The sequence below is a fragment of the Streptomyces sp. NPDC002138 genome (assembly GCF_040296485.1).
In the GTDB taxonomy this organism is placed as follows: Bacteria; Actinomycetota; Actinomycetes; order Streptomycetales; family Streptomycetaceae; genus Streptomyces.
This window is the reverse complement of record NZ_JBEOXE010000057.1, coordinates 31,871-45,473: the sequence shown is the minus strand read 5'-3', so window position 1 is coordinate 45,473 and position 13,603 is coordinate 31,871. Positions and strand designations below refer to the sequence as shown.

Genomic DNA, 13,603 nt, shown 5'->3' with positions numbered 1-13,603 from the left:
CTCCCTCCCGCTCCTCCTCGGGGTCCGGTGGGGGGGTGCTGGGGCGGGGGGGCCGCCGCGCCGCCCCCCCCCCCGCCCCCCGCGGGGGGGGGGGCCCCCCCCCCCCCCGCCGGGGGTTCCCCCCCAACCCACCGACACCGGCCCAGGCCCCCGTCACCCGCATCCGCACCCCGCATGCACCCCCGCATACGCACCCGGCCGCGCGATCCCCGCCCCCCGGTTCAGCCGCCCCGCCGCCGCGCGCCCCGCCTGGGACTCCGCGTCGTGCACCACCCGCCCGCCCACCAGGGTCAACCGCACAACGGTCCCGCTGATGTCCGCCACCGGGCAGCGCGTCACGTCCCGGTCCAGCAGCACCAGGTCCGCCGCCCGCCCCACCTCGACCGTGCCCGTCAGCCCCTCCTGGCGCAGCTGCCACGCCGTCCCCGAGGTGTGCATCCGCAGGGCCGAGCTCCGGCTCAGCCCCTCCAGCTCCCGGTACAGCTCGCCCTCGCCCGTGGCCCCCTGACGGTCGATGGCCGTGCGCAGCTGGTTCCACACCTGGAGCTCGTCCACCGGCCAGTCCGAGCCGCCGGTCAGCCGCGCCCCCGCCTTCTCCAGGCTGCGCGCCGGGTACATCCACCGGTGCCGCCGCGGACCGATGTACGGGAGCAGCGCCTCCATCGTCCAGGTGTCCCGGGAGGCCCACTGCAGCTGCATGCAGGCCGCCACGCCCAGCTGGGCGAACCGCTTCAGGTCGGCCGGGTCCACGATCTGCAGGTGCGCGACGGCGTTGCGCGCGTCCCGCTGCCCGGTGGCCCGCCGCGCGTACGCGTAGCCGTCGAGGGCCGTCCGTACCGCCCTGTCGCCCAGCCCGTGCGCGTGCAGCTGCCAGCCGGCCCGGTTGAAGGCCTCGGTCAGGCGCCCGTAGTCGGCCGCCGTGACGTACAGCTCGCCCCGGTTGTCCGTCGGCTTCCCGGCCCCGTCCAGGTACGGCTCCAGCAGCGCCGCCGTCTGCGCCGGGTACTCGATGACCCCGTCCAGGAACACCTTGATCATCCCGAACCGGAGCCCCTTCACCCCCTCGAACTCCCGCCGCAGACCCCGTGCGTACGCGAGCGCGCCCGCCGGGTCCTTGGCCTGCTCCGCGCTCAGCCGGATCGCCGGGACCACCCGCTGTGGGAGCAGCCCCGCGCCGGACAGGGCCTGGTAGAGCGTCAGCTCGTGCCGCCCCACCAGCGCGTCCATCATCGTCGTCACCCCGGAGGCGGCCGCCAGCTCCAGCACCTTGGCGCAGGCCGCGACCACGTCGGCCCGCGAGGGCTGCGGCTCGTACCGCAGGACCAGGTCCTGGGCGTCGTCCTTGAGCACTCCGCTCGGCTGCCCGTCCGGTCCCTTCACGATCTTCCCGCCGACCGGGTCGGGCGTGGCCGCGGTGATCCCGGCGATGTCCAGCGCCCGCCGGTTCGCCCACAGGTTGTGCCCGTCCCCGCCGACCAGCACCACCGGCCGCCGGGTCGCCAGCGCGTCCAGCATCGTGTGGTGGGGCAGGGTCCCGGCCGGCAGCAGGCCGACCGGATTCCAGTCCTCCACCACCAGCCAGCCGTCCGGCTCGGCGCCCGCGCCCCCGGTGTCGGCCAGGAAGCCGCCCAGGATCTCCCGGAGCTGCGCCACGGTCGTCTCCGCGCTCCCCAGCGAGGGCCGCATGGAGCGCTCGCCCGCGTTCAGCGGGTGGGTGTGCCCGTCGTGGATGCCGCTCATCACGGTGTTGCCCCGGGCGTCGACCACCTCGGTGTCCCGGCCCGCGAGCCGCCGCAGGGCCGTGCCGGATCCGGTCGCCAGGATCTTCCCGTCCCGGCCGACCGCCACCGCGTCGACGGGGGCCCCGCCGGAGGTCCCGGTGAACACCCGGGCGTTGTGGATGACCAGCGCGGCCGGGCCGCGCCCGCCGGGCGGGGAGGCGGCCGACGCCGTACCGGCGCCCGCGCCCAGCAGGCCCGCCGCGCCCGCGGCCCCGGCCGCCGCGAGCACGCCCCGCCGCGACACCCGGGAGGGAACGGGGGAGGAAGGGGAGGCGGGGGAGGAAGGGGAGGCGGGGGAGGAAGGGGAGGCGGGGGAGAGCGGAGAAGAAGGAGAAACGGGCATGGCCACTCCTGACACGTCGAGGTGACCAGGACACTGTTTGGTTAAGCCCGTAACCGGAACCCGCCCGCGACGACGGAATCCGTACGATGACCCCCGTGCCCCACCGAGCCCCCGGCCTGCCCGGCGGACCCACCATCGCCGACATCGCCCGCGCCGCGGAGGTGTCCACCGCGACGGTCTCGCACGCCCTGAACGGCACCGGCCGGCTCGGCGAGGGCACCCGTCGCCGGGTCCGCGAGGTGGCCGCCGGTCTCGGGTACGCCGCCCCCGGGCGCGGCGCCCGCCGGGGCCCGCGCACCCGCGCGCTGGGGCTCGCCGTCACCACCTACGAGGGCTTCGCCTGGAACTTCGTCGAGGTGGCCTACTACTCCCGCTGGCTGACCGCCGCCACCGCCGCGGCCCACGCCCGCGGTTACGCGCTGACCACGCTCCCCGCCGAGCGTGGCGCCGAGCCGCTGTGGCACACCCTGGCCGTGGACGGGATGCTGCTGCTCGACAGCCCGGCCGGCGACCCGGTGCTGCGGGCCCTGCGGGCGCGCGGGCTCCCGGTGGTCTTCGACGGCCGCCCGGTGGACCCCCGCCCCGGCGACGTCTGGGTGGACAACGACCACACCGCCGCCACCCGCGAGGTGCTCGGCCATCTCGCCGCCGCGGGCGCCCGCCGGATCGCCCTGCACTGCGGGTACGGCCGGGACTTCTACTCCGGGGCCGTCACCGCGGCGTACGAGCGGTGGTGCGCGGAGCGGGGCCGGCCGCCGCTGCTGATCCCCTTCGACCCCGCCGACACCGCGGGCCACGCCTTCGACTCCGCGTTCGCGGCTCCGCCGGGGGTCCGTCCCGACGCCGTGCACGCGGTCTACGATCCGGGCGGCCGCCAGGTGCTCGCCGCCGCCGCGCGCCATGGGCTCCGTATACCTGACGCACTCCTTCTGGTCTGCGCCAGCGAGGACCCGGATTACGGCGAGGGTCAACCGGCCGTGACCACGGTCACGCTGAACCCGGGGCGGAGCGCCGAATCCGCGGTGTCCGCGCTGGTCACCCTGGTGGAATCGGGACAAGCGGAATCGCCTGGCCAGCTGACCGTTCCGGCAAGCCTGAGGGTGCGTGCTTCGTCCCGGCGCCCGGACATGTACTAGAGTTATCTCGACATCGAGATAACTGCCAAAGGCGCGCCGCAGCCCCCGCATGAGTAAGGCTTACCTAACTTAGCCTCACCTTAGCGGATTGGCCAACAGTGCCACGCGGCAGGATGCGGTAGAACGCGCGAATTCATGCATGAAGGAGACTGTCGTGTCGGCGAACAGCTTCGACGCCCGCAGCACGCTGCAGGTGGGCGACGAGTCGTACGAAATCTTCAAGCTGGACAAGGTGGAGGGCTCCGCCCGCCTGCCTTACAGCCTGAAGGTGCTGCTGGAGAACCTGCTCCGTACCGAGGACGGCGCGAACATCACCGCCGCCCACATCCGGGCGCTCGGCAACTGGGACTCGCAGGCCCAGCCGAGTGAGGAGATCCAGTTCACGCCGGCCCGCGTGATCATGCAGGACTTCACCGGTGTGCCCTGTGTCGTGGACCTCGCCACCATGCGCGAGGCCGTGAAGGAGCTGGGCGGCGACCCCTCCAAGATCAATCCGCTCTCCCCGGCCGAGATGGTCATCGACCACTCCGTCATCGCCGACAAGTTCGGCACGAAGGACGCCTTCGCGCAGAACGTCGAGCTGGAGTACGGCCGCAACAAGGAGCGCTACCAGTTCCTGCGCTGGGGCCAGACCGCCTTCGACGACTTCAAGGTCGTCCCCCCGGGCACCGGCATCGTCCACCAGGTCAACATCGAGCACCTGGCCCGCACGATCATGGTCCGGGGCGGCCAGGCGTACCCCGACACCCTCGTCGGCACCGACTCGCACACCACGATGGTCAACGGCCTCGGTGTGCTGGGCTGGGGCGTCGGCGGCATCGAGGCCGAGGCCGCGATGCTCGGCCAGCCGGTCTCCATGCTGATCCCGCGCGTCGTCGGCTTCAAGCTGACCGGCGAGCTGCCGGCCGGCACCACCGCCACCGACCTGGTGCTCACGATCACGGAGATGCTGCGCAAGCACGGCGTCGTCGGCAAGTTCGTCGAGTTCTACGGCCAGGGCGTCGCCGCCACCTCGCTCGCGAACCGCGCCACCATCGGCAACATGTCGCCGGAGTTCGGTTCCACCGCCGCGATCTTCCCGATCGACGACGAGACCCTGAAGTACCTGCGCCTGACCGGCCGCGACGCCCAGCAGGTGGCGCTGGTCGAGGCGTACGCCAAGGAGCAGGGCCTGTGGCTGGACCCGGCCGCCGAGCCGGACTTCTCCGAGAAGCTGGAGCTCGACCTCTCCACGGTCGTCCCCTCCATCGCCGGCCCCAAGCGCCCGCAGGACCGCATCGTCCTCGCCAACGCCTCGCAGCAGTTCGCGCAGGACGTGCGCAACTACGTCAGCGACGACGAGGAGGCCGGCAAGGAGTCCTTCCCGGCGTCCGACTCCCCGGCCACGGCCAACGGCGTGCCCACCAAGCCGACCCTGGTCACCCTCGCCGACGGCACCTCCTTCGAGATCGACCACGGCGCCGTGACGGTCGCCGCGATCACCTCGTGCACCAACACCTCGAACCCTTACGTCATGGTCGCCGCGGCGCTCGTGGCCAAGAAGGCGGCCGAGAAGGGCCTGACCCGCAAGCCGTGGGTCAAGACCACCCTCGCCCCGGGTTCGAAGGTCGTCACCGACTACTTCGACAAGGCCGGCCTGACGCCGTACCTGGACAAGCTCGGCTTCAACCTGGTCGGTTACGGCTGCACCACCTGCATCGGCAACTCCGGTCCGCTGGACGAGGAGATCTCGAAGGCGATCAACGACGCCGACCTCGCGGTCACCTCGGTGCTCTCGGGCAACCGCAACTTCGAGGGCCGGATCAACCCCGACGTCAAGATGAACTACCTGGCGTCGCCGCCGCTGGTCGTCGCGTACGCCATCGCGGGCTCCATGAAGGTGGACATCACCAAGGACGCCCTCGGTACGGACCTCGAGGGCAAGCCGGTCTTCCTCGCGGACATCTGGCCCACGGAGGCCGAGGTCAACGACGTCGTCGCCGAGGCCATCGGCGAGGACATGTTCTCCAAGTCCTACCAGGACGTCTTCGCGGGCGACGCGCAGTGGCAGGCGCTGGAGATCCCGACGGGCAACACCTTCGAGTGGGACCCGCAGTCCACCTACGTCCGCAAGCCCCCGTACTTCGACGGCATGACGATGGAGACCACCCCGGTCTCCGACATCGTCGGCGGTCGCGTGCTGGCGAAGCTGGGCGACTCGGTCACGACCGACCACATCTCCCCGGCCGGTGCGATCAAGGCCGACACCCCGGCGGGCAAGTACCTCACCGAGCACGGTGTCGAGCGCCGCGACTTCAACTCGTACGGTTCCCGCCGCGGCAACCACGAGGTCATGATCCGCGGTACCTTCGCCAACATCCGCCTGCGCAACCAGATCGCCGCGGGCACCGAGGGCGGCTTCACCCGCGACTTCACCGTCGAGGGCGCGCCCGTCTCCTTCATCTACGACGCCTCGCAGAACTACCAGGCCGCCGGCATCCCGCTGGTCATCCTGGCGGGCAAGGAGTACGGCTCGGGCTCGTCCCGTGACTGGGCCGCCAAGGGCACCGCGCTGCTCGGCGTCAAGGCCGTCATCGCCGAGTCCTACGAGCGCATCCACCGCTCGAACCTGATCGGCATGGGCGTCCTGCCGCTCCAGTACCCGGAGGGCGCGACGGCGGCCTCCCTCGGCCTCACCGGCGAGGAGACCTTCTCCTTCACCGGCGTCGAGGAGCTGAACAACGGCAGCACCCCGCGCACGGTCAAGGTCACCACCGACACCGGTGTCGACTTCGACGCGGTCGTCCGCATCGACACCCCGGGCGAGGCGGACTACTACCGCAACGGCGGCATCATGCAGTACGTGCTGCGGAACCTCATCCGCAACTAAGCACATCGGCACCAAAGGGCCGTATCCCCGTTAAAGGGGGTACGGCCCTTTTCGTTGTCCCGGACCACCTCCGGCGGGCGGGGCCAGGTGACGGTGAGGTCTCAACTCGGAAAAGCCCAAGGTCTTCTCTGTGCATGATCTTGCTCACACGAGCGGAAGTGGACTATACCTGTGCCCGTCCGGACTACCGCGTCTCCCGCGGTGCCGGACCGGGGGACGGGCGGGGACCTGCGGTGATGTCCGCGGGCACGGCAGCTGCCGTGACTACCGGCCTCCTTCACACTTCTGACGAAGGCGAGGACATGAGCATGGGATCCATCTCCGCCCAGGGCGAGCAGAACAACGGTGAGGGCCTCGGCCGCCGCGACCTGATCCGGCGGTCGGCGGCGCTCGGTCTGATCGCCGTGCCGACGATGAGCTTCCTGTCCGCCTGCGCCTCCGGCGGCGGCGACAAGCCCTCGGAGACCGCGTCCAAGGGCGTCACCTCCAAGGACAACCCCTTCGGTGTCGCCAAGGGCAGCAAGATGGACATCGTCGTCTTCAAGGGCGGGTTCGGCGACGACTACGCGAAGGCGTGGGAAGCGGCCTTCGACAAGAAGTGGGGCACCAGCAGCACCCACCTCGGCACCCAGGAGATCACCGCCAAGCTCCAGCCCCGCTTCAACGGCGGCAACCCGCCGGACGTCGTCGACGACTCGGGCGCCCAGCAGATCAAGATCGACGTCCTGGCCAAGGGCGGCCAGCTCGCGGAGCTGACGCAGGTGCTCGACGCGCCCTCGCTCGACGACCCCACCAAGAAGGTCCGGGACATGCTGCTCCCCGGCACCGTCGAACAGGGCACCCAGGAGGGCAAGTTCGTCGCCCTCTACTACGTCTACACGGTGTTCGGCCTCTGGTACTCCGGCAAGCTCTTCAAGGAGAAGGGCTGGGCCGAGCCGAAGACCTGGGACGAGTTCCTCGACGTCTGCGGCAAGGCCAAGGCGGCCGGCATCGGCGGCCTCGCCCACCAGGGCAAGTTCCCGTACTACATCAACGTCGTCATCATGGACCTCATCGCCAAGAAGGGCGGCATCGAGGCCGTCAAGGCGATCGACAACCTGGCGCCGAACGCCTTCGCGGACAACCCGGCCGCCCTCGCCGCCGTCGAGGCGGTCTACGAGGTCGTCGAGAAGGACCTCCTGATGCCGGGCACCAACGGCCTGACCCACACGGAGTCGCAGACCGCCTGGAACCAGTACAAGGCCGCGTTCATCCCCTCCGGCTCATGGCTCGAGAACGAGCAGCTCAAGCAGACCCCGGAGGACTTCGACATGAAGTTCCTCCCGGTGCCCGTCCTCGCCGACAGCAAGCTGCCCTTCGAGGCCATCCGCGCCGGCGCCGGCGAGCCCTTCATCGTCCCGGAGAAGGCCGCGAACAAGGCCGGCGGCCTGGAGTTCCTGCGCTCGATGCTCTCCCGCGAGTGGTCCACCCTCTTCGCCCAGCAGGCCAACTCCCTGACCGTGGTCAAGGACGGCGTGGACCCCAACGTCAAGCTGCGCCCCGGCACCGCGTCGGCGGTGACCGCGCTCAAGGCGGCCGGCACCAACACCTTCGCCTACCTGTACCCGGACTGGTACAGCCAGATGGACAACGACATCCAGGCCGCGTCCAATGAGCTGATGGCCAAGCGAATTCAGCCGAAGGAATGGATCAAGCGGGCCCAGGCTGCGGTAGACAAGGCGGCCAAGGACCCCAACGCCAAGAACAACCACCGCAGCTGACGCCATCGCCCCCGGCCGGTCCCCCGGCCGGGGGCACCACCCGGCGGGAGCCGGGCGAACCATCAGGGACGGACACCATGAGTCACGTAGCCCGGGGCAGAGGACAGGTCGGCTTCATCGCCGGATTCCTGCTCCTGCCGCTCGCGCTGTATCTGACCTTTGTCATCTGGCCGTACATTCAGACGTTCGGCTATTCCTTCACCAACTGGTCCGGACAGTCACCGACGTTCGACTTCGTCGGCCTGGAGAACTATTCGACCCTGATGAAGGACGAGGTCTTCCGGGGCGCCCTGCTCCACAACCTGTTCCTCCTGGTGTTCGTCCCGACCATCACCATCCTGCTGGCCCTCTTCTTCGCCTTCATGGTGAACGTCGGAGGGCGCAGCGGCGCCGGGGGTGTGCGGGGCGTCCGGGGCGCGGCCTTCTACAAGATCGTCTACTTCTTCCCGCAGGTCCTCTCCCTCGCGATCCTCGCCGTGCTCTTCGGCGCCGTCTACCGCAGCGACGAGGGCGGCCTGCTCAACGGCCTGCTGACCAAGCTGCACATCATCGACCGGCTGCACCCCATCGAATGGCTCAACGAGCCGAACCTGGTGCTGTGGTGCATGCTCGCCGTGGTCGTCTGGCACGGGGTCGGCTTCTACCTGGTGCTCTTCTCGGCCGCGATGCAGACCGTCCCCAAGGACATCTACGAGGCCGCGCTGCTCGACGGCGCGGGGCGCGCCCAGACCTTCATCAAGGTCACGCTGCCCCTGCTGTGGGACGCTGTGCAGACCTCCGCGGTCTATCTGGGCATCGCCGCGATGGACATGTTCGTCCTCGTGTCGACCATGACATCGGGCCAGTTCGGCGGCGGACCCGACCACCACGGCGAGGTCATGGCGACGGTCCTGATGCGCAACTTCCTGTACTTCGGCAAGAGCGGCTACGCCTGCGCCATGGGAGTCGTCATGCTCGTCCTCACCCTGATCCTTTCCCTCGTCACGCTGCGCGCCACCCGCCGCGAGCGCATCGAGTTCTGAGCGGGAGACACGATGACCACAGTGACCAAGGCACCCGACGAGGCCTCCGCCGAGCGCACCGACCGCAAGAAGCCGGCCAAAGCCGGCCGCTCGGGCGGCTCCGAGGGCGCGGTGCTCAATGTCTTCTCGCACGGCTTCCTCGCCGTCTGGGCCCTCCTGATCGTGCTGCCCCTGGTCTGGCTGGCGCTCGGTTCCTTCAAGACCGACGGCCAGATCGGCGGCTCGGCCCTGAGCTGGCCCTCCAACTGGCACTTCGACGCCTTCACCCGGGCGTGGGACAAGGGCATCGGCGACTACTTCGGCAACACCGTCATCGTGATGGTGTTCTCGGTCCCGCTGACCATGCTGCTGGGCTCGATGGCGGCGTACGTGCTGGCCCGGTACCCCTTCAAGGGCAACCGGATCATCTACTACTTCTTCGTCAGCGGGGCGATGTTCCCCGTGTTCCTGGCGCTCGTACCGCTGTTCTTCATGGTCAAGCGGCTCGACATGCTCAACAGCTACCAGGGCCTGATCCTGGTGTACATCGCCTACTCGATGCCGTTCACCGTGTTCTTCATGCACTCGTTCTTCCGCACGCTGCCGACGGCGGTGTACGAGGCGGCGGTGATCGACGGGGCGTCCGACACCCGGATCTTCTTCCAGGTGATGCTGCCGATGGCCAAGCCCGGCCTCATCTCCGTCGGGATATTCAATGTCCTGGGGCAGTGGAACCAGTACATCCTGCCCGCCGTGCTGATGCAGCCCCAGACCGGATCGGACCCCGAGCGCTACATGCTCACCCAGGGCCTGATCCAGCTCCAGTACCAGATGGGCTACGAGACGGACCTGCCGGTGCTCTTCGCCGGCGTGACCATCGCGATGATCCCGATGCTGGTGGTCTACCTGTCCTTCCAGCGCCAGATCCAGGCCGGACTGACCTCCGCCACCCTCAAGTAGCGGACACCACCGACCAGCTGACCGCCGAGACCGACGGATCGAGGCTGAGGTTGCTCACCGCCTCCTCCAGCGCCCGGCCCCCGGCCCCCTCGGCGGTCAGCAGTGCCGACACCGTCACCAGACCCTCCTCGGGACCGTCCTGGCTGCGGATCGAGCGGAGCTGGTGGCCCGGCCGGCCGAGCGCGTCGACCAGCCGGTGGCGGATGTGGGCCTCCTCCGCCTCCAGGCACACCGCCTCGAAGTGGAAGTCGGTGGCCACCTCGGCCCCGCCCCGCGGTTCGCGGTCCAGGCGCCGGCCCAGCGGGCGCAGCAGGAGATTGGCTCCCACCACGCCCGCCGTGCCGCAGGCGGCGAGGACGAACATCCCGGTGCCGGCCAGGCAGCCCACGGCCGCCGAACACCACAGGGTGGCCGCCGTGTTCAGGCCCCGAACGCTCAGTCCGTCCCGCATGATCACCCCGGCGCCGAGGAAGCCGATCCCGGAGACGATCTGCGCGGCGACCCGCGAGCCGTCGTACCCGACCTCGGACACCTCGCTCATGAACCCGTACTGGGAGAGCAGGACGAACAGCGCGGCGCCGCCCGCCACCAGGGCGTTCGTCCGCAGCCCCGCCATCCGGGCCCGCCACTGCCGTTCCAGCCCGATCGCCGCCCCGAAGCCGAGTCCGGCGGCCAGGTGCCCGGCCATCTGCCATTCGGTGAGCTGCATCGCCCCGCCCCCTTCCACGCCCGGCCGGTCACAGCCAGGTGTTGAACTTCTTGATGTACACGGTCTTCAGCAGCTGCGTGAGCGTGCAGTACGCGAGCAGTACGCCGACCAGCCACGGGAAGTAGCTCGCGGGCAGCGCGACGAAGCCCAGCGACTCGGCCAGCGGCGAGAAGGGCAGGAACAGCCCGGTCAGCACCGCGAGGGCGGTCATCACCATCACCGGCCAGGACGCCCGCGACTGGATGAAGGGGATCTTGCGGGTCCGGATCATGTGGACGATCAGCGTCTGCGAGAGCAGGCCCTCGATGAACCAGCCGGACTGGAAGAGCGCCTGGTTCGCCTCGGTGTTGGCCGCGAACACGTTCCACATGATCACGAACATCGCGATGTCGAAGATCGAGCTGATGGGGCCGATGCAGAGCATGAACCGGCCGATGCCCTTGGCGTCCCAGTTGCGGGGCCTGCGCAGGTACTCCTCGTCCATCCGGTCCCACGGGGTCGCCAGCTGGGCGATGTCGTAGACCAGGTTCTGCACCAGCAGCATGATCGCGAGCATCGGCTGGAACGGGATGAACGCGCTCGCCACCAGCACCGAGAAGACGTTGCCGAAGTTCGAGCTGGCGGTCATCTTGATGTACTTGATCGTGTTGCCGAAGGTGGTCCGGCCCTGGATCACGCCCTGCTCCAGGACGGTCAGGTCCTTCTCCAGCAGGATGATGTCCGCCGACTCCTTCGCGATGTCGACGGCGGTGTCGACCGAGATGCCGACGTCCGCGTCGCGCAGCGCGGCGGCGTCGTTGATGCCGTCCCCGAGGAACCCGACGGTGTGGCCCTCGGCCTGCAGGGCTCGCACGATACGGGCCTTCTGGACCGGATTGACCTTGGCGAACACGGTCGTACGGGCGGCCAGCGTGCGCAGTTCCGCGTCGTCGAGCAGGTCCAGCTCGGTGCCCGGGACCACGTGGCCCACGTCGATGCCGACGTCGGCGCAGACCCGCGCCGCGACCAGCTCGTTGTCACCGGTGACGACCTTGACCGCGACGCCCTTGTCGGCCAGGCCCCGCAGGGCCCGGGCCGCGTCGGCCTTCGGCGGGTCGAGGAAGGCGAGGAAGCCGACCAGGGTCAGCTGGTCCTCGTCCGCGACGGTGTAGGCGTCGCGGGGCGTGGCGACCGTACGGGTGGCGACGGCCAGGACGCGCAGCCCCTGGCGGTTGTGGTCCTCGGCGATGCGGGTGACGCGCCGGCGCAGCTCGCCGGTCAGTTCGACCTCGCGCCCGCGGTCCCGCATGCGGGTGCACAGCGCGAGGACTTCCTCGACGGCGCCCTTGGTGATCATGACGTGCTCGGACCGGCCGACCGCCCCGACCAGGGTGTTGCGGTTGAGGACCACGGACATCCGGCGCCGGGCGAAGTCGAAGGGGATCTCGTCGACCATCGAGAACCGAGCGTCGACGACAACCTCCTCGGCCCCGTCCACGCGATCGATGACCGCCTGGTCCATCAGGTTCTTCAGGCCGGTCTGGAAGTGCGCGTTGAGGTAGCCGTACTCCAGGACCTCGTTGTCGTCGTCGCCGTGCACGTCGAGGTAGCGGTCCAGGACGATCCGGTCCTCGGTGAGGGTGCCGGTCTTGTCCGTGCAGAGCACGTCCATGGCGCCCAGGTTCTGGATCGCGTTGAGGCGCTTGACGACGACCTTGTGCTTCGCCATGGCGACCGCGCCGCGCGCCAGGTTGGCGGAGACGACCATCGGCAGCATCTCGGGCGTCAGGCCCACCGCCACGGCGATGCCGAGGAGGAAGGCGGCTTCCCAGTCGCCCTTGGTGAAGCCGTTGATCATGAAGACGACCGGGACCATCACCAGCATGAACCGGATCAGCAGGAAGCTGACCTTGCGCACGCCCGTGTCGAAGTTGGTCTGCGGGCGCTCGCCGACCAGTGAGCCGGCCATCGAGCCGAAGTAGGTGTCGGAGCCGGTGGCGACGACGACCGCCGTGGCGGTGCCGGAGGTCACCGAGGTGCCCATCAGGCACAGGTTGTCGGCCTCGACCGGGTCGGTGGTCTCGAACTGCCCGCGGTCCTGCGCCCGGGTGTCGGCCTTGGCCACCGGCAACGACTCGCCCGACAGCGCGGCCTGGCTGACCATCAGGTCCTTGGAGGTGATGAGCCGCAGGTCCGCGGGGATCAGGTCACCGGCGGCCAGCTTGACGATGTCGCCGGGAACCACCTGGTCCATCGGGATCTCGAAGGTGGTCGGCCCGGAGCCGCTGCCCGCCCGGCGCTGCACCGCGCAGGTGGTGGTGACGAGCTTCTTCAGCGCGTCGGCGGCGCGGCCCGAGCGGAACTCCTGCCAGAAGCGCAGCAGTCCGCTGATCCCGACCATCACCGAGAGGATGATGACGCCCGGGTCCGCGGGGTCCTGCCAGTACATGACGGCGGCCAGGAAGACCAGGACCGCGATGAAGGGGTTCGCGTACGCCTTCGCGAGCTGGGACCACCAGCGGGGCGCGCGCTCCTGGGCGACGACGTTCGCGCCGTCCCGCTCCCGGCGCAGCGCGGCCTCGGCGTGGGTCAGGCCGTTGCGGGAAGCGTCGACGTCCTGCAGGACCAGCGGGCCGGGGCGGGCGCTGAGCCCGGCGAGCCGCTCGCCGACGACGCGGGTACGGGCCTCCAGCTCGGCGGCCTTGCGTTCGCGGCGGCCCTTGCCCGGCGGTGCGAGCTTCGTGGGGGTACGAGGGGTGAGCATGGTCATGACGAATACCTCCCTCCACGGCGTCCGGGCAGCACGGAGCCGCACGGTCACGTGGAGTGATCATGGGTCGGCGCGGGGCGGCACGCAGCCGCGAGGAGCGCCGGTGGGCATGGATGACGCACGCCGGGCACGGGGCCGGAGCGTACGGAGGGCATGAGGAAGTGCACGGACATCCGCGGACACACCGCGGCCGTGCGCACTCAAGGAAGAAGAGTCAGCCGATCAGCGGCTGATTAACCAACGAGAGCGCGGCAAGGACTTCGATCGGGACTCATCCCGAACACCTCCTCGCATA

At 70.0% G+C, this 13,603-nt stretch carries 8 protein-coding genes; 5 read left to right on the top strand and 3 right to left on the bottom strand.

All coding sequences use genetic code 11. The annotated features are described in order from the left end of the window. Positions 1-153 precede the first annotated feature (153 nt). Positions 154-2,124: an amidohydrolase gene (locus ABT084_RS29230; RefSeq protein ID WP_351050071.1), complete on the bottom strand. Its 1,971-nt coding sequence runs from the start codon at positions 2,122-2,124 to the stop codon at positions 154-156. Positions 2,125-2,219: 95 nt separating this feature from the next. Between ABT084_RS29230 and ABT084_RS29225 the strand changes: the two genes are divergently transcribed. From ABT084_RS29225 to ABT084_RS29205, 5 genes are all read left to right on the top strand, one after another. After that, positions 2,220-3,260, top strand: coding sequence for a LacI family DNA-binding transcriptional regulator (locus ABT084_RS29225; protein ID WP_351050068.1), 1,041 nt, complete (start codon positions 2,220-2,222; stop codon positions 3,258-3,260). A 139-nt stretch (positions 3,261-3,399) separates the two neighbouring features. Beyond that, a complete protein-coding gene (gene acnA, locus ABT084_RS29220) occupies positions 3,400-6,129 on the top strand; it encodes an aconitate hydratase AcnA (RefSeq protein WP_351050065.1) in 2,730 nt (909 codons plus the stop codon). 308 nt (positions 6,130-6,437) lie between these two features. Next, positions 6,438-7,889 (top strand): N-acetylglucosamine/diacetylchitobiose ABC transporter substrate-binding protein, encoded by a 1,452-nt coding sequence (gene ngcE / locus ABT084_RS29215; protein WP_351050076.1) that lies wholly within the window; start codon positions 6,438-6,440, stop codon positions 7,887-7,889. A gap of 77 nt (positions 7,890-7,966) precedes the next feature. Beyond that, complete coding sequence (locus ABT084_RS29210) at positions 7,967-8,911, top strand: carbohydrate ABC transporter permease (RefSeq protein ID WP_351050062.1); 945 nt, start codon at positions 7,967-7,969, stop codon at positions 8,909-8,911. Between the two features lie 12 nt (positions 8,912-8,923). Next, positions 8,924-9,850 carry a carbohydrate ABC transporter permease gene (locus ABT084_RS29205; protein ID WP_351050060.1) on the top strand — a complete coding sequence of 309 codons (927 nt, stop codon included), beginning with the start codon at positions 8,924-8,926 and terminating at the stop codon, positions 9,848-9,850. On the opposite strand, the gene ABT084_RS29200 is transcribed toward ABT084_RS29205, so the two are convergent. Continuing rightward, positions 9,843-10,559 carry an MgtC/SapB family protein gene (locus ABT084_RS29200; RefSeq protein WP_351050057.1) on the bottom strand — a complete coding sequence of 239 codons (717 nt, stop codon included), beginning with the start codon at positions 10,557-10,559 and terminating at the stop codon, positions 9,843-9,845. The genes ABT084_RS29205 and ABT084_RS29200 overlap by 8 nt on opposite strands. 28 nt (positions 10,560-10,587) lie before the next feature. After that, the gene (mgtA, locus tag ABT084_RS29195; protein ID WP_351050055.1) at positions 10,588-13,308 is read right to left on the bottom strand and encodes a magnesium-translocating P-type ATPase; all 2,721 of its coding nucleotides are present in this window, start codon (positions 13,306-13,308) and stop codon (positions 10,588-10,590) included. Between the last annotated feature and the right edge of the window lie 295 nt (positions 13,309-13,603).

What these genes read in the sequence shown, in the direction of transcription:
- ABT084_RS29205 (WP_351050060.1), top strand. Translation starts at nt 8,924, where the DNA reads ATGACCACAGTGACCAAGGCACCCGACGAGGCCTCCGCCGAGCGCACC.
- acnA (WP_351050065.1), top strand. Translation starts at nt 3,400, where the DNA reads ATGAAGGAGACTGTCGTGTCGGCGAACAGCTTCGACGCCCGCAGCACG.
- mgtA (WP_351050055.1), bottom strand. Translation starts at nt 13,308, where the DNA reads ATGACCATGCTCACCCCTCGTACCCCCACGAAGCTCGCACCGCCGGGC.
- ngcE (WP_351050076.1), top strand. Translation starts at nt 6,438, where the DNA reads ATGGGATCCATCTCCGCCCAGGGCGAGCAGAACAACGGTGAGGGCCTC.
- ABT084_RS29230 (WP_351050071.1), bottom strand. Translation starts at nt 2,124, where the DNA reads ATGCCCGTTTCTCCTTCTTCTCCGCTCTCCCCCGCCTCCCCTTCCTCC.
- ABT084_RS29200 (WP_351050057.1), bottom strand. Translation starts at nt 10,559, where the DNA reads ATGCAGCTCACCGAATGGCAGATGGCCGGGCACCTGGCCGCCGGACTC.
- ABT084_RS29210 (WP_351050062.1), top strand. Translation starts at nt 7,967, where the DNA reads ATGAGTCACGTAGCCCGGGGCAGAGGACAGGTCGGCTTCATCGCCGGA.